The 16,114-nt window shown below is 71.8% G+C and carries 14 protein-coding genes, 1 pseudogene and 1 riboswitch; of the genes and pseudogenes, 13 read left to right on the top strand and 2 right to left on the bottom strand.

Going from position 1 to position 16,114, the window contains the following annotated elements:
• The first annotated feature begins 327 nt into the window (after positions 1-327).
• Positions 328-550, top strand: a riboswitch (cobalamin riboswitch).
• Positions 551-594: 44 nt separating this feature from the next.
• From A6A40_RS26545 to cobJ, 8 genes and pseudogenes are all read left to right on the top strand, one after another.
• On the top strand, positions 595-783 hold the full coding sequence (locus A6A40_RS26545; protein ID WP_108548828.1) for a CbtB domain-containing protein: 189 nt from the start codon (positions 595-597) through the stop codon (positions 781-783).
• Between the two features lie 10 nt (positions 784-793).
• Positions 794-1,567 carry a CbtA family protein gene (locus A6A40_RS26540; protein ID WP_108548827.1) on the top strand — a complete coding sequence of 258 codons (774 nt, stop codon included), beginning with the start codon at positions 794-796 and terminating at the stop codon, positions 1,565-1,567.
• Positions 1,568-1,580: 13 nt separating this feature from the next.
• Positions 1,581-2,642 carry a cobalamin biosynthesis protein CobW gene (gene cobW, locus A6A40_RS26535; protein ID WP_108548826.1) on the top strand — a complete coding sequence of 354 codons (1,062 nt, stop codon included), beginning with the start codon at positions 1,581-1,583 and terminating at the stop codon, positions 2,640-2,642.
• 128 nt (positions 2,643-2,770) lie between these two features.
• Positions 2,771-6,184 carry a cobaltochelatase subunit CobN gene (gene cobN, locus A6A40_RS26530; RefSeq protein WP_108548825.1) on the top strand — a complete coding sequence of 1,138 codons (3,414 nt, stop codon included), beginning with the start codon at positions 2,771-2,773 and terminating at the stop codon, positions 6,182-6,184.
• A pseudogene (locus A6A40_RS31850) lies at positions 6,181-6,857 on the top strand (precorrin-3B synthase); the annotation flags it as partial. The gene cobN and the pseudogene A6A40_RS31850, both read left to right, overlap by 4 nt.
• 564 nt (positions 6,858-7,421) lie before the next feature.
• On the top strand, positions 7,422-8,060 hold the full coding sequence (locus A6A40_RS26520) for a precorrin-8X methylmutase (RefSeq protein ID WP_108548824.1): 639 nt from the start codon (positions 7,422-7,424) through the stop codon (positions 8,058-8,060).
• A complete protein-coding gene (locus A6A40_RS26515) occupies positions 8,057-8,812 on the top strand; it encodes a precorrin-2 C(20)-methyltransferase (protein ID WP_108548823.1) in 756 nt (251 codons plus the stop codon). Before A6A40_RS26520 ends, A6A40_RS26515 begins: the two co-directional genes overlap by 4 nt.
• Positions 8,809-9,582 carry a precorrin-3B C(17)-methyltransferase gene (gene cobJ, locus A6A40_RS26510; protein WP_108548822.1) on the top strand — a complete coding sequence of 258 codons (774 nt, stop codon included), beginning with the start codon at positions 8,809-8,811 and terminating at the stop codon, positions 9,580-9,582. Before A6A40_RS26515 ends, cobJ begins: the two co-directional genes overlap by 4 nt.
• Before the next feature lie 49 nt (positions 9,583-9,631).
• Here the strand turns inward: cobJ and A6A40_RS26505 are convergent, their stop codons facing one another.
• The gene (locus tag A6A40_RS26505) at positions 9,632-10,402 is read right to left on the bottom strand and encodes a cobalt-precorrin-6A reductase (protein WP_236784056.1); all 771 of its coding nucleotides are present in this window, start codon (positions 10,400-10,402) and stop codon (positions 9,632-9,634) included.
• Between the two features lie 7 nt (positions 10,403-10,409).
• On the opposite strand from A6A40_RS26505, the gene cbiE reads away from it, so the two are divergent.
• Genes cbiE through cobM form a run of 3 tightly spaced genes read left to right on the top strand, consistent with a single transcriptional unit; the run spans position 10,410 to position 12,864 of the window.
• Entirely contained in the window at positions 10,410-11,663 is a 1,254-nt protein-coding gene (cbiE, locus tag A6A40_RS26500; RefSeq protein WP_108548821.1) for a precorrin-6y C5,15-methyltransferase (decarboxylating) subunit CbiE, read from the top strand.
• Entirely contained in the window at positions 11,651-12,094 is a 444-nt protein-coding gene (locus A6A40_RS26495; RefSeq protein ID WP_108548820.1) for a cobalamin biosynthesis protein, read from the top strand. The genes cbiE and A6A40_RS26495 overlap by 13 nt, the downstream gene beginning before the upstream one ends.
• Positions 12,091-12,864, top strand: a complete 774-nt coding sequence (gene cobM / locus A6A40_RS26490) for a precorrin-4 C(11)-methyltransferase (protein ID WP_108548819.1) — start codon at positions 12,091-12,093, stop codon at positions 12,862-12,864. Before A6A40_RS26495 ends, cobM begins: the two co-directional genes overlap by 4 nt.
• On the opposite strand, the gene A6A40_RS26485 is transcribed toward cobM, so the two are convergent.
• Entirely contained in the window at positions 12,831-13,991 is a 1,161-nt protein-coding gene (locus A6A40_RS26485; RefSeq protein ID WP_108548818.1) for a cobalt-precorrin-5B (C(1))-methyltransferase, read from the bottom strand. The two genes, cobM and A6A40_RS26485, sit on opposite strands and share 34 nt — an antisense overlap.
• Between A6A40_RS26485 and cobA the strand changes: the two genes are divergently transcribed.
• Positions 13,990-14,805, top strand: a complete 816-nt coding sequence (cobA, locus tag A6A40_RS26480; RefSeq protein ID WP_108548817.1) for a uroporphyrinogen-III C-methyltransferase — start codon at positions 13,990-13,992, stop codon at positions 14,803-14,805. The genes A6A40_RS26485 and cobA overlap by 2 nt on opposite strands.
• Positions 14,783-16,111 carry a cobyrinate a,c-diamide synthase gene (locus A6A40_RS26475; protein ID WP_108548816.1) on the top strand — a complete coding sequence of 443 codons (1,329 nt, stop codon included), beginning with the start codon at positions 14,783-14,785 and terminating at the stop codon, positions 16,109-16,111. The genes cobA and A6A40_RS26475 overlap by 23 nt, the downstream gene beginning before the upstream one ends.
• The last annotated feature ends 3 nt before the right edge of the window (positions 16,112-16,114 follow it).

Here is a 16,114-nt window from a genome sequence, read left to right as displayed (position 1 = left end):
CTCCCGTTCGTCCTTATATCGGGCTTCGAGCCCTTAGCTTGTCCCGGCGCCGAACACCGGGGCCGCCATGCGGCGGGACGTTTCACCGGCTGTCGTACGCACGAAGCGTGCCACGGTGGGGGTCACGTCGTCCGGACCAGCGGACCCGTTGTTTCTCCGCCGGTTCCGTTTCGCTTTCTCCCTCTCCGCTCCGGAGCTTCGCGCCGAAAAGTGTCGGAATCGCGGACACTCTGTCCATCGAACATGACACCATCCAAAATGTCGGCACGCAAGACCATCCGTGCGACCGACACCATATTGCGGGCTTGCCAAATCGGCACCGCACTGCGATGGTGCCCCTCCGACGGTGCCCTGCCCGTCCTGACGGACGGCGGGGATAATAGGGAATGCGGTGCGGACCTCCATTGCATGGAGTCCAAAGCCGTGGCTGCCCCCGCAACTGTGTGCGGCGAGCGTCCCGTCCATCATGCCACTGGCCTTGGCGCCGGGAAGGCGGACGGCGATGCGACGACCCGCGAGCCAGGAAACCTGCCGGCGGATGTATCGACCCTTCCCAACCCCGCCGGGTGTGGCGGGACAGCGAGGATTCAGTCAATGACCACCCATTCGCTCCACACGGCCGCCGGCTCCGCGAGCCGCAGCGCCACCCAGACCGCGGTCGCCGCCTTCGCCGCGATCCTGCTCGGCAGCTTCCTGCTGTATGGCGTCGGCTTCGCCCAGCCGCAGCAGATCCACGACGCGGCACACGACGCCCGTCACTCCTTCGCCTTCCCCTGCCACTAAGCAGCGGGTCATGGATCTGATCCGGCGGCTGTTCACAGCCGCTTTGGTCGCGGGCGTGCTCTCCGGCACGGCCGCTTCCGTCGTTCAGCAGGCGACGACCGTCCCGCTGATCCTTGAAGCCGAGAAATACGAGGTGGTGACTCCGCCGCCCGCTCCGGCCGTGGCCGCCCCCGGCGCTGCTGCCGCTGGCGAGTCGCACCAGCACGGCCCCGTGCGCGAGGTCGGCGAAGGCGTGCCCACGACGCTGGACGAGGCGATGCAGCGCATCGGCCTGACCATCGCCTCCAACCTGCTGACCGGCGTCGCCTATGCGCTGCTGCTGTCGGCGGCGATGCTGCTGGCCGGCCGGCCGGTCGATGCGCGGCGCGGGCTGGTGTGGGGGGCCGGCGGATTCATCGCCGTGTCGCTGGCGCCCTCCTTCGGCTTGGCCCCGGAATTGCCGGGCATGGCTGGAGCCGAGCTGGAGCTGCGACAGCTCTGGTGGCTGTCAGCCGCGGCCGGGGCCGGGGCCGGCGTGGCGGCACTCGCCTTCGCCCGCAACCGCCTGGTCATCGCCGCCGCCGTCCTGGCCGCCGCCTTGCCCCATCTGATCGGCGCCCCCCATCCGGAAAGCGCCGAGGGTGCCGTGCCGCCGGAACTGGCCGCCCATTTCGTCACCGCCTCGCTGGGCAGCGCCGCGCTGTTCTGGGCGATTCTGGGCGCGGCCTGCGGCTGGCTGATGAGTGGTCTGGTCCGCGAGACCGACCATCGCCCTGCCCTGCGGGCCCAGCCCGGCGCGCGTTAAGGAGGCGCAAACCATGTCCGCTCTTGAGAAAGCGGCCGCCGGCAAGGTTCCGGCGACCGTCATCACCGGCTTCCTCGGCGCCGGCAAGACCACGCTGATCCGCGGCCTTCTGGAAAAGGCAGACGGTCGCCGGCTGGCCCTGATCATCAACGAGTTCGGCGATGTCGGGATCGACGGCGACATCCTGCGCGCCTGCGGCAACCCGACCTGCACCGAGGACGACGTGATCGAGCTGGCGAACGGCTGCCTGTGCTGCACCGTCGCCGACGATTTCGTCCCGGCCATCGAGAAGCTGCTGGCCCGGCCGGAGCCGCCCGAGCATATCATCATCGAGACCAGCGGCCTTGCCCTGCCGAAGCCGCTGGTCCAGGCCTTCCACTGGCCGGCGATCAAGACCCGCGTGACCGTGGACGGCGTCATCGCCGTGGTCGACGCCGCCGCCGCCGCCGAGGGCCGTTTCGCCCCCGACCCCGCGGCGCTGGAGGCCCAGCGCGACGCCGCCGGCACCGTCGACCACGAAACGCCGATCGAAGAGGTGTTCGAGGACCAGCTGCTCTGCGCCGACCTGATCGTCGTCAACAAGACCGATCTGGTGGCATCCGGCGACCTCGCCCGCGTCGAGGATCTGATCCGCGGCGCCCTGTCCCACGCGGTCGGCCGCGACGCCAAACTGGTGCGTGCCTCGCAAGGGGCCGTCGATCCGCTGGTCCTGCTCGGCGTCGGGGCGGCGGTGGAGGACGACCTCGCCAACCGTCCCAGCCACCATGACGACGAGGACGGTCACGACCACGACGACTTCACCAGCTTCGTCGTGGAGCTGCCGCCGCAGCCCGACCCCGCCCGTCTGGCGATGACGCTGGAGCAGGTCGCCGGCCTGCATGGCGTTCTGCGCCTGAAGGGCTTCATCGACGTGCCCGGCAAGCCGATGCGCCTGCTGGTCCAGGGCGTCGGCACCCGCATCCAGACCCATTACGACCGCCTGTGGAAGCCCGGCGAGGAACGCCGCAGCCGTCTGGTGGTGATCGGCGAGACCGGGCTGGACCGTGATGCGGTGACGCGGGCGGTTGTTGGGTAAGAGTTGCGGTTGTTGGGTATTAGTTAGNCAGCCGATCGCGGGAGAGGGGACTGCCGCCGCTTCGCAAATCTACCCTCTCCCTCGAAGAGGGGGAGGGAGGGGGCACCGCCGCCCCTGGACATCGAACCATGCACCTGCTCGCCGCCCGCCAGGACGAACTGGACGCCGGCCCCCAGGCGGAAGATCTGGGGCAGACGCCGGCCGACCTCGTCATGCTGTCCTTCTCCGACAGCGACCTGACCGCGCTCGCCGCCGCGTGGCGGGCGGGGCGCGGGCACTTGCCCAGCCTCCGCCTTGCCAACCTCAACCGCCTCGGCCATCCGCTGTCGGTCGATCTCTACGCCGACGCCATCGTCGCCAAGGCGAAGCTGGTGGTCCTGCGCCTGCTCGGCGGCAGCGGCTATTGGCGCTACGGCCTCGACCGCCTCTCCGCCCTGTGCCGCGGGCGTGGCATCCCGCTGGCCGTCCTGTCCGGCGAGGCGCAGCCCGACCCGAACCTCACCGCCTACGGCACCATCGCCCCCGAGGCCGCCGACCGGCTGTGGCGCTATTTCACCGAGGGCGGCCCGGCCAACATGGCCCATCTGCTGGCCTGCGCCGCGACGCTGGCCGGCACGCCCCTGCCCCATGACGACCCCGCCCCGGTCCCGCGCTTCGGCGCCTATGAGGGCTGGAGCGGACCCGTCACCGCAAACGCTCCGGTCGCCGCGGTGGTCTTCTACCGCTCCCACCTGCTGGCCGGCGATCTGGCCCCGATCCATGCGCTGTGCGACGCGCTCAGCGCCCGCGGCCTCACCCCCCGCCCGCTGTTCGTCGCCAGCCTGAAGGAGCCGGACTGCGCCGCCTGGACGCGCGCCAGCCTGACCGCCCAGAACGCCGCCGTCGTCATCAACACAACCGCCTTCTCCGCCGCCCGCGACGACGGTTCCCCCCTGGAGGCCAACGGCAGCCCGGTGCTGCAGGCCATCCTCTCCACCACGCCCGAAGCCGGCTGGCAGGCGTCCACGCGCGGGCTGGCGCCGTCCGACCTCGCGATGAATGTCGTGCTGCCGGAAATGGACGGCCGCATCATCGCCCGCGCCATCGCCTTCAAGACGGCGGGAGAGCCCGACCCCGACCTGCAATTCGCCGCCCCGCTCCTGCGTCCGATTCCCGACCGGGTGGCCTTCACCGCCGACCTCGCGGCAAGCTGGGTCCGGCTGTCCCGCATCCCACGGGCAGAACGGCGGCTGGCGCTGGTGCTGTCGGACTATCCCGGTCCCGGCGGCGGCATCGGCCATGCGGTGGGCCTCGACAGCCCGGCCAGCACCGTGGCGATGCTGAACCGCCTGTCCGGCGAAGGTTACGGCCTGTCCGCCATTCCGGACAGCGGTGCCGACCTGATGGCGGCACTCACCGCAACGCCCACCCCGACCCTGTCGCTGGCCGATTACCGGCGCCTCGCCCCGCCGAGCTTGCGCGCCCGCATCGCCGAGACCTGGGGCGAGCCCGAGGCCGATCCCGCCTGCCGCGAGAACGCTTTCGCCTTCCGCGTCCTGCCCTGCGGCACTGCCGTGGTTGCGGTGCAGCCCAGCCGCGGCCATGGCCCCTTGACCACCGCCCAGCATCACGACCCCGACACGCCCCCCAGCCACGGCTATCTCGCCTTCTACCTGTGGCTGCGCCATGTCGCCGGCATCCATGCCCTGGTGCAGATCGGCGCCCACGGCACGCTGGAATGGCTGCCGGGCAAGGCGGTGGCGCTGTCGGCAGAGTGCTGGCCGGAGATCGTCGGCGGCGCCCTGCCGACCCTCTATCCCTTCATCGTCAACAACCCCGGCGAGGGGGTGCAGGCCCGCCGGCGGCTGGGCGCCGTGCTGATCGGCCATCTGACCCCGCCGCCGGTCGACTCCGGCCTCTACGGCGACCTCGCGGCACTCGAAACCGCCATCGACGAATATTCGCAGGCGACCGGACTCGACCCGCGGCGGCTGGGCATGCTGCGCGAAACGATCCTCGACCTCGCCTGGAAATCCGGCGTCGCCGCCGACTGCAATCTGCGCCCGGACGACGATCCCGACGCCATCCTGTCGCGGCTGGACGCCCATCTCTGCGACATCAAGGAGCTGCAGATCCGCGACGGGCTGCATGTCTTCGGCCACAGCCCGGCCGGCGAGCGCCGCGACCGACTGACCGCCGCCGTCGCGCGCTCCGCCGATCCGGCCATGGTGGCTTCCGCCGCCGAAAACATAGACGCCTGCGGCGAGGCGGAGATGCGGGCGCTGCTCGATGGGTTGGACGGCCGCTTCGTTCGCCCCGGCCCCGGCGGATCGCCCGCGCGCGGGCGGGCGGACACGCTGCCGACCGGCCGCAACCTCTATGCGCTCGACCCGCGCGGCGTGCCGACGCCGACCGCCTGGACTCTCGGCTGGCAGGCGGCGGACGCGCTGATCACCCGCTATCTCCAGGACCATGGCGACTGGCCGCAGCGGCTGGTGGTGGATTGCTGGGGCACCCCCGCCATGCGCACCGGCGGCGACGAGCTGGCGCAGGCGCTGGCCCTGCTCGGCGTCCGCCCGATCTGGGAGAACGGCTCCGGCCGCGTCACGGGGTACGAGATCATGCCGGCCGGCGTGCTCGGCCGTCCGCGGGTGGATGTCACGCTGCGCATCTCCGGCCTGTTCCGCGATGTCTTCCCGCAGCAGATCGCCCTGTTCGATCAGGCGGTGCGCGCCGTCGCCGGGCTGGACGAACCGGACGACACCAACCCGCTGGCCGCCACCGCGCGGGCCGAGGAGCTGCGCCTTGCGGCATCGGGCACCGCTGCTGCGGACGCCCGCCGCTGGGCCACCGCCCGCATCTTCGGCGCCGCCCCCGGCATCTACGGCACCGCGCTGTCCGGCATGATCGCGCGCGGCGACTGGACGTCGCGGGCCGATTTCGGCGCCGCCTATCTGGAAGGCGGCTGCCACGCCTATGGCGCCGGGCTGGAGGGCGTGCCGCTGCCGGCATTGTTCCGACGCCGGGTCGGTGGCGCCGACGCGCTGGTCCACCACCAGGACCAGCGCGAGCATGACGTGCTGTCCACCGACGGCTTCATGCAGTTCGAGGGAGGATTCGCCGCGGCGGCGGCGCTGGAGGAGTCCGAACCGGCGCTCTACCACCTCGACAGCGCCGATCCGGAAAAGCTCACCGTCCGCACGCTGGCGGAGGAGATTGCCCGCACCCTGCGCGGCCGGGCGGCCAACCCGCGCTGGATCCAGGGCATGATGCGCCACGGCTATCGCGGGGCGGCGGAGCTGGCGGCCGGCGTCGACACGCTGTTCGCCTTCGCCGCCACCACCGACGCCGTACGTCCCGCCCATTTCGACCTGCTGTTCGACGCGTATGTCGAGGATGCGGAGGTGTGGGACTTCCTGTCGCATGCCAATCCCGCCGCCGCCCGGCACATTCTGGCGCGCATGAGCGAGGCGCTCGACCGCGGCCTGTGGCATCCCCGCCGCAACTCCACCGCGGAGGATTTGGCCGAGGAGCAGCGGCGCCTCCGGGAGATCGCCGCATGACCAGCCCTGTCGCCAACCAGCCGAGACGGCGTGGCACCTGCCCCGGCGTGCTGGCGCCGATGCAGGTCGGCGACGGGTTCCTGCTGCGCATCCGCGTCCCCGCCGGCGTTCTGCCGGCCGAGCACGCCCGCCGTATCGCGGAACTGGGCGATCGTTTCGGCAACGGCCTGATCGACCTCAGCCACCGCGGCAATCTGCAGCTGCGCGGCATTCCCGCCGACGCGCTGGAACCGGTGACCGACGCCCTGCGCGAGATGGGCTATGTCTCCGACGATGCAACGGGCGAAGCGGTGCGCAACGTCCTGTGCTCCCCCACCGCCGGGCTGGATCCCGCCGCGGCGATGGACGTACGGGAGGTGGCACGTACGCTCGACGCGCGTCTGGCGGAGGACACGGCCCTGCACCGCCTGCCGCCGAAATTCGGCTGGCTGGTCTGCGGCGGCGGCATCGGCCATCTGGCCGGCAGCAGCACCGACGTACGCTTCGACGCGGTGGACGCGGCCCGGTTCCGGGTGTCGCTGGGCGGGACGCTGGCGAAGGCTGCGCCGCTGGGGCTGTGCCGGGCGGAGGATGTGGCGGATGTGGCCTCCGCGCTGGGCCGCGCCTTTCTGGACTTGCGCGCATCGCTGCCGGAGCCGCCGCGCCGCATGGCCGGTCTGGTCGCGGTGATCGGNGGTCCGCCTGTCGCGGCAGCGCAAACTTTGTTTGCGCGAGAGCGGGGGGGAGAAGGGACTTATAGCCGGGAAAGTGGTCGCCTTCCCCTTCGGCCGCCTGACCGCCAACGCCCTCTCCGTCCTCGCGTCCGCCTGCGTCGAGATCCGCATCACCCCCTGGCGCGCCCTGATCCTCGTCTCCCCCTCCGCCGACGCCGAAACCGTCGCCCGTGCCCACGGCGCCATCCTCTCCCACACCGACCGCCGGCTGAAGCTGACCGCCTGCAGCGGGGCGGGCGGCTGCGATGTCGGCACCACCGACACCCATGCGACGGCGCTCGCCATCGCCGAGCGCGCAGGCCCCTTGCTGGACCATGTGCGAATGGTGCATGTGTCGGGCTGCGCCAAGGGCTGCGCCCATCCCGCCATCGCCGATGTCACCCTGACCGCCCGCGACGGGGTGTATGACGTCGCCCTGAACGCCAAACCCGGTGATGCCGCCCGCCAGAAGCAGGAGCACACCGGCCTGTCTCCCGCCGACGCCGTGGCCCGCGTCGCGGATCTGTTGACCGAGGAGTCCACCGGTGCCTGAGCCGCTCTACGACTATATCCGCGACGGAGCGGCCATCTACCGCCAGTCCTTCGCCACCATCCGGGCGGAGGCCGACCTGTCCGCCATTCCCGACGATCTGAAGCCGGTGGCGGTCCGCGTCATCCACGCCTGCGGCATGGTCGATGCCGCCCAGGACATGCTGTTCTCCACCGATGTCGGCACCGCCGCCCGTGCCGCTCTGCGGTCCGGCGCCCCCATCCTCTGCGACAGCGAAATGGTCGCCCATGGCGTGACCCGTGCCCGCCTGCCGGCCGACAACGCGGTGGTCTGCACGCTCCGCGATCCCGCCGTGCCCGATCTGGCCAGGAGCATCGGCAACACCCGCTCCGCCGCCGCGCTCGACCTGTGGGGCGACCGGCTGGGCGGATCGGTGGTCGCCATCGGCAACGCGCCGACCGCCCTGTTCTACCTGCTGGAGATGCTGGCGGCCGGCGCGCCCAGACCGGCGGCGATCCTCGGTTTCCCCGTCGGCTTCGTCGGCGCGATGGAAAGCAAGGACGCCCTGGCGGAAAACCCCTTCGGCGTCCCCTATCTGGCGATCCGCGGCCGGCGCGGCGGCAGCGCCATGGCCGCCGCCGCCGTCAACGCGCTGGCGAGCGACGTCGAATGAACGGCGAAATCCCTCCCCCAAATCCGTCCACCCTGGGCACCCTGTTCGGCGTCGGCGTCGGCCCCGGCGACCCGGAGTTGATGACGCTGAAAGCGGTGCGCACCATCGGCGCCTGCCCGGTCGTCGCCTATTTCTGCAAGCGCGGCACCCGGGGCCAAGCCCGTCGCATCGCCGATCAAGCCATCGCGCCCGACCAGATCGAGCTGCCGATGGTCTATCCGGTGACGGTGGAGCTGCCGCCGACCCACCCGGAATACGGCCGTCAGATCGAGGCCTTCTTCGACGAGTCCGCCGAGCGCATCGCCGAGCATCTCGCCGCCGGCCGCTCGGTGGCGGCGCTGAACGAGGGGGATCCGTTCTTCTACGGCTCCTTCATGCATCTGTTCCTGCGGCTGTCCGGCCGTTTCAGGGCGGAGGTGATTCCCGGCGTCACCAGCATGGTGTGCAGCGCCTCGCTGCTGCCGCGGCCGCTGATGCTGCGCGACGACGTGCTGTCGGTGATCCCCGGCACGCTGGACGAGGAATCGCTGGTCCGTGCCCTGACCGCCGCCGACGCCTGCGTGGTGATGAAGCTGGGCCAGAATTTGCCCAAGGTCCGCCGCGCCATCGCCACCGCCGGGCTGGCCGAGCGTGCGTGGTACGTCGAGCGCGCCAGCATGGACGAGCAGCGCTTCATGCCCTTCCTGGAGGCGCCGGACGTCGCCCCCTACTTTTCGCAGATCGTCATTCCGGGCGAGGGAAAGCGCGGATGAGCGGCCCTGAAAACAACGGCTGGCTCAAAGTCGTCGGCCTTGGCCCCGGCCCCGAGGATTGGCTGACGCCGGAAGCCCGGCGCGATCTGGCCGAGGCGACCGATCTCGTCGGCTATTTCCCCTATGTCGAGCGGGTGCCGCCGGGCAATCAGGTGCGTCACGCCTCCGACAACCGGGTGGAGCTGGACCGTGCCCGCTTCGCGCTCGATCTGGCGGCGCAGGGCCGGCGGGTGGCGGTGGTCTCGGGCGGCGATCCCGGCATTTTCGCCATGGCCGCCGCCATCTTCGAGGCGCTGGACGATCCCGACGTGCCCGAGGCGTGGCATGCGGTGCATCTCTCGGTCGATCCCGGCGTTTCCGCCATGCAGGCCGCCGCGGCGCGGGCCGGCGCGCCGCTGGGGCATGATTTCTGCGCCATCTCGCTGTCCGACAATCTGAAGCCGTGGGAGGTGGTGCTGCGGCGCTTGCGTCTGGCGGCGGAGGCGGATTTCGTCATCGCGCTCTACAACCCGATTTCCAAGGCCCGCCCCTGGCAACTCGGCGCCGCCTTCGACGCCCTGCGCGACATCCGCGCCCCGGAAACGCCCATCGTGCTGGGCCGCGCCGTCGGCCGACCCGACGAGCAGTTGATGGTGACGACGCTCGGCGAAGTACGGGCGGAGCAGGCCGACATGCGCACGCTGGTCATCATCGGCGCCTCGCACACCCGCTTCTTGCCCAAGGCCGATGGCGGGCGCTGGGTGTACACGCCCCGGCATTACCGGGGGTGAGGANCATGGGAGGGTTAGGGAGGGGGCAAAGGTTGAGGACGCAAAAGCCTCACACCCCCTCCAGCCACCGCACCGCATCCTCCACGTCGTGCAGCTCCGTCACACCGTTGCCGGCCGGCCGCTCCACCATCACCACCGGCAGACCCAGCTTGCGCGCGGCCTCCAGCTTCGCGTCGGTGGCGCGTCCGCCGCTGTTCTTGCTGACGACCACCTCCACCCCCTCCCCGCGCATCAGCGCCAGTTCGCTTTCAACGGTGAACGGCCCGCGGTCGAGGATAAGGCTCATGCGCGGCAGGGCCGGCATCGGTTCCGGCGGATCGACCGCGCGAATCAGGTAGCGCTTGTCCGGCACCGCCTCGAAGGCGGCGACCTCCTGCCGACCGATGGTCAGGAACACGGTGTCGCCCAGACCGCGCAGCGCCAGCGCCGCCGCATCCATGTCCGGCACGCCGATCCAGCGGTCGCCCGACCCCTCCACCCAAGCCGGCCTGGTCAGCAGCCGCAACGGCACGCCGACCTGCGCACAGGCCGCGGCGGCATTGGCGGAGATCTGCGCGGCGAAGGGATGCGTCGCGTCGATCACCGCCCCGATCCCCTCGACGCGCAGGTAGTCGGCCAAGCCCTCCACCCCGCCGAAACCGCCGATGCGGGTGGGCAGCGGCGGCAGCACAGGGTTCTTCGTCCGGCCGGCCAGCGACACACGGGCGTCGATGCGCGGATGACCGGCCAGCCTTTTCGCCAGCGCCGTCGCCTCCGTCGTGCCGCCCAAAATCAGCGCCTTGACCAACTCCCCCTCCCCACCCGTCAGGATCGGCGCCATGGATAGCATGGGAACGGCCCGCTGGCTCACCATCGTCGGCATCGGCGAGGATGGCTGGGACGGTTTGCCGCCCGCCGCCCGCGCAGCGGTGGAAAGCGCCACAATCCTCTATGGCGGCAGCCGCCATCTCGGCCTCACACCGGTCGTTGCGGGACAGCAACGGCTGCCCTGGCCGTCGCCGATGACCGACGCCTTCCCCGGCCTGCTCAGCATGCGCGGGCAGCGGGTTTGCGTGCTGGCGAGCGGCGATCCGTCCTGGTACGGGGTGGGCGCCACCCTGTCGCGGCTCGTTCCGGTTTCGGAAACGACGGTGATTCCAGCCCCGTCTGCCTTCAGCTTGGCAGCATCACGGCTCGGCTGGCCCCTGCAGGACTGCCGTTGTCTGACCGTCCATGGCCGTCCGCTGGAGCAGATTGTTCCGCATCTGCAACCGAATTGCAGATTGCTGCTTCTTTCCTGGGACGGAACGACACCGGCCAAGCTCGCCGCCCTGCTGCGCGCCCGCGGTTTCGGCGCCTCGCGCCTGACGGTGCTGGAGGCGATGGGCGGCCCGCGCGAGGCCCGGCTGGAGGCCACCGCCGACGCCTGGAGCGCCGGACAGGTCGCCGACCTCAACACCATCGCGCTGGACTGCGTCGCCGCCCCCGATGCCCGCATCCTGCCGCTGGCGCCCGGCCTGCCCGACGACTGGTTCGAGCATGACGGCCAGATCACCAAGCGCGAGGTGCGCGCCGTCACCCTGTCCTTCCTGGCGCCGCGCCGGGGCGAGCTGCTGTGGGACGTCGGCGCCGGGTCGGGCTCCATCGGCATCGAATGGATGCTGCGCGATCCCGCCAACCGCGCCATCGCCGTCGAACATCATCCGGAGCGCATCGCCCGCATCCTCGCCAATGCCGCGGCCTTCGGCGTGCCCGGCCTGACGCTGGCGCGCGGCAAGGCTCCCGCGGCGCTGGACGGGCTGGAGCAGCCGGACGCCATCTTCATCGGCGGCGGGCTGACGGCCGATGGCGTGCTGGCGGCCTGCTGGGACGCCCTGCCCCCCGGCGGCCGGATCGCCGCCAATGCGGTGACGCTGGAAAGCGAGGCGGTGCTGTTCGACGCGCACAAGCGGCTGGGCGGCGAGCTGACCCAGATCACCGTTGCGCGCGCCACGGCGGTCGGCGGCTTCCGCGGCTGGCGCGCCGCCATGCCGGTCACGCTGTGGCGAGCGGAAAAGCCATCTTCCGAGAAGCCGTATGCGGAGGGCGCATGGACCGTCTGACGCCTGACTCCCTGCTGCTCGGCCCCGTCTTCGTCGGTCTCGGCTGCCGCCGCGGCTGCGGCTGGGAGGAGATCGCCAATCTGGTCGCCGTTGCCTTCGACGAGGCTGCGCTGCCCGACGCCGCGCGCCAGCTGGCGGCGCTGGCCGTCCCGGCAATGAAGGCCGACGAGGCGGGACTGGCGGAAGCGGCCCGCGCGCTCGGCCTGCCTCTGCGCTTCATCGAGGAGGAGGCGATGCTGGCGGCGCAGGACCGCGTCCACACCCGCTCCGCCACCGTGCTGGCGGCGGTCGGGCTGGCCTCGGTCGCGGAGGCCGCGGCGCTGGCCGCCGCCGGGCCGGGATCGCGCCTGCTGCTGCCGCGCCGCTCCACCCCCCGCGCCACCGTGGCGCTCGCCCTGCCTGCCGTCGCTCTCTCGGAGTCCCGTTCATGACCGTCCATTTCATCGGTGCCGGACCGGGCGCTCCCGACCTGCTGACCCTGCGCGGCCGCGACCTGATCGCCCGCTGTCCGGTCTGCCTCTATGCCGGCTCCCTTGTCCCGAAGGAGATAATCGCCCACGCCCCCGCCGACGCCCGGATCATCGACACCGCGCCCTTGACGCTGGAGGAGATCGTCGCCGAATTCCGGGCCGCCCATGCCGCCGGCCAGGACGTGGCGCGACTGCATTCCGGCGACCTGTCGGTCTACAGCGCGCTCGGCGAACAGACCCGCGCGCTGCGGGAACTCGGCATCCCCTACAGCATCACCCCCGGCGTGCCGGCCTTCGCCGCCGCGTCGGCTGCGCTTGGGCGGGAGCTGACTTTGCCGGAGGTCAGCCAGACCCTGATCCTGACCCGCACCGAAGGGCGCGCCTCGGCAATGCCGGCGAACGAGACGCTGGAGGTGCTGGGCGCATCGGGCGCCACGCTGGCGATCCACCTGTCGATCCACGTCATCGACCGGGTGGTGGAGCGGCTGACCCCGCTCTACGGCGCCGACTGCCCGGCGGCGGTGGTCTACCGCGCGACATGGCCGGAGGAGCGGGTTCTGCGCGGCACGCTGGCCGACATCGCGGCGCAGGTGGCGGCCTCACCGATGGAGCGCACCGCGCTGATCCTGGTCGGCCCGGCGCTGGGCCATGAGGAGTTCCGCTGCAGCGCGCTGTATGACGGCAGCCATGTGCGCCGCTATCGGGGGTTGGGCCAGGAGATGGGGGAGTGAGCCTCTCCGACGATGCGCCCCTGGCGGTCGGTGACGAGCACCTCGACGGCGACCGGCGCATCCTCCAGCACGTCCTGAGCGGCGCGGCGGGCCAGCTCGGCCACATGATCGGCCAGGGCCAAGCCGGCGGCGTCCGCCATGCCCAGCACCTGCGCCGCCGTGTTGGCGCCGCGCGCCTCTGCGACAAGCTCCGGCCCGGCGCCCAGTTCCGCCAGCCGGTCGGCCAGCCAGTCGAAATCGACACTGTTGCGCTTGCTGTGCAAATCCATCAGCCCACGCGCCAGCTTGCCGAACTTGGCGAAGCCGCCGCACAGGGTCAGGCGCGGAACGGGATGGCGGCGCAGGTATTTCAGCGTGCCGCCGACGAAATCGCCCATGTCGAGCAGCGCCTGCTCCGACAGGCCATAGCGCGCCACCACCGCCTTTTCCGACAGATCGCCGGTGCAGGCCGCGACATGGCTCAGCCCGGCCGCCCGCGCCACGTCGATGCCGCGCTGGATCGAGGCGATCCAGGCCGCACAGGAATAGGGCACGACGATCCCCGTCGTCCCCAGGATCGACAGCCCGCCCAGGATGCCGAGCCGGCCGTTCATGGTGCGCTTGGCGAGCTGCTCCCCCTTCTCAACCCCGACCTCCACCACCAGATCGGCCGGCTGGCCGGCCTCACGCGCCGCCTCTCCCACCGCCTGCGCGATCATGCTGCGCGGCACCGGGTTGATGGCGGGCTCGCCGACGGGCAGCGGCAATCCGGGCAGGGTCACGGTGCCGACGCCGGGACCGGCGCGGAAACTCACGCCGCTGCCGGGCGCGCCGCGCCAGACACGCGCCCGCACCAGCGCGCCATGGGTCACGTCGGGATCGTCGCCGGCATCCTTGACCACGCCGGCCGCGGTCCAGGGTCCATCCGCCCCCTCCCCCTGCCCCGTCACCGCCAGCGCGAAGGCCGGGGTCTGACCACCGGGCAGGGTCACGGTCACCGGGTCGGGAAACTCACCTCCGAACAGGGCCTCTGCCGCCGCCCGTGCCGCCGCGGTTGCGCAGGTTCCCGTCGTCCAGCCGCGGCGCAAGGGTGTAGCATCCTCCCCGGCACCGCCTTCCGTCTTCTCCGACCCTGAGTCCGCGTTCATGTCGTTTGAGTCGTCCATTCCCGAAAGCGTCCTGGTCCCCTTCGCCCCCGGCAGCGTCTGGCTGGCCGGCTCCGGCCCCGGCGATCCCGGCCTGCTGACCCTGCTGGCGCTGCAAGGTCTAAGGCAAGCCGACGTCATCGTCCATGACGCGCTGGTCGCCGAACGGATCATGGCGCTCGCCAGCCCGTCGGCAAGGCTGGAGTTCGCCGGAAAACGCGGCGGCCGTCCCTCCGCCCATCAGGACGACATCACCAACCGCCTGATCGAACTGGCGAAGGAGGGGCACCGCGTGCTTCGCCTGAAGGGCGGCGACCCCTTCGTCTTCGGCCGCGGCGGGGAGGAGGCGCAGGCGCTGGCCGCCCACGGCATTCCCTTCCGCATCGTGCCGGGCATCACGTCCGGCATCGCCGGCCCGGCCTATGCCGGCATCCCGGCGACCCACCGCGACACCAACCAGGCGGTGATCCTGGCGACCGGCCACTCGCTGGGCGGCGGGCCGGACTGGCGGGCGCTGGCCGCCACCAAGGCACCGCTGATCCTCTATATGGGCTGGAAGGCGCTGCCGACCATCGCGGCGGAGCTGATGGCCGGCGGCCTGTCCGCCGATACCCCCGTCGGTGTGGTGACGGAGGCGACCACCGCCAACCAGAAGAGCCTCGTCACCAGCCTCGGTACCTGCGTCGCCGATCTGGCGGCGAGCGGGCTGGAACCGCCGGCCATCATCGTGATCGGCGAAATGGTGCGGCTGCGCCCGGCGCTGGACTGGCTACCGGCCCAGGCGGTGCTGCAAAATGCCAGAGGGAACAATGGCTAAGGGCCTCATCATCGCCGCCCCGGCCTCGGGCACCGGCAAGACCACCCTGACGCTGGGCCTGCTGGCGGCACTGCGCGCCCGCGGCATGGCGGTGGGGGCGGTAAAGTCGGGGCCGGACTACATCGACCCGGCCTTCCACCGCGCCGCCACCGGCCGGCCGAGCGTCAATCTCGACACTTGGGCGATGGGGCCGGACCTGCTGGACGGGCTGGCCGCCCGCGCCGCCGAGGGCGCCGACCTGCTGGTCTGCGAAGCGCTGATGGGCCTGTTCGACGGTGTCGCCGGGGTCGGGGCCACCGGCACCGGATCGACGGCGGAGATCGCGGCGCGCACCGGCTGGCCGGTCCTGCTGGTGGTGAACGCCAAGGGCCAGTCGCAATCGGCCGCAGCGCTGGTGAAGGGCTTCGCCACCTACCGCGATGACGTGACCATCGGCGGCGTCGTGCTGAACAATGTCGGCAGCCCGCGCCACACCGCGCTGGCCGGCGGCGCCATCGAGGCGCTCGGAATTCCGGTTCACGGTTCCCTGCCCCGCGCGCCGGATCTCAGCCTGCCCGAACGCCATCTCGGCCTCGTCCAGGCCGACGAGACTGAGGGGCTGGCCGACCGGCTGGCCGCACTTGGCCGCTTCGTCGCCGAGCATGTCGATCTCGACCGCATCGCCGCCCTAGCCAAACCCTCGAAGTCCGGTCCCGGCAGCGACGCCCCCGCCCTGCCGCCGCTGGGCCAGCGCATCGCCATCGCGCGGGATGCCGCCTTCACCTTCGTCTATCCGCACCTGACCTCCGGCTGGCAAGCGGCCGGCGCTGAGCTGCGCTTCTTCTCCCCCCTGGCCGACGAGGCACCGCCGCCGGATGCGGACGCCATCTATCTGCCCGGCGGCTATCCGGAACTGCATGCCGGCCGCCTTGCCGCCAATGCCGTCTTCCGCGACGGCCTGCGTGCCGCGGCGGAGCGGGGGCCGGTCTATGGCGAGTGCGGCGGCTACATGGTGATGGGGGAGACGCTGGAGGACGCCGATGGCGTCACCCACCCGATGACCGGGCTGCTGGGGGTGCGCACCTCCTTCGCCAAGCGGCGGCTGCATCTGGGCTACCGCCGGGCGTCCCTGCTGGCCGACGGGCCGCTGGGTCCGGCGGGATCGCCGCTGATGGGGCACGAGTTCCACTATGCCTCGACCCTGTCCCGCGGCGACGACGCCCCGCTGCTGCATGCGACGGCGGCGGACGGCAGCGACCTGGGCGCGCTGGGCAGCAGCCGCGGGCGCGCGCTGGGATCCTTCGTCCACCTGATCGCGCGGGGATAACGG

Source organism: Azospirillum humicireducens, from assembly GCF_001639105.2.
Taxonomy (GTDB): Bacteria; Pseudomonadota; Alphaproteobacteria; order Azospirillales; family Azospirillaceae; genus Azospirillum; species Azospirillum humicireducens.
The sequence above is the reverse complement of the archived record's forward strand: the minus strand, read 5'-3'. Positions and strand labels throughout refer to the sequence as shown.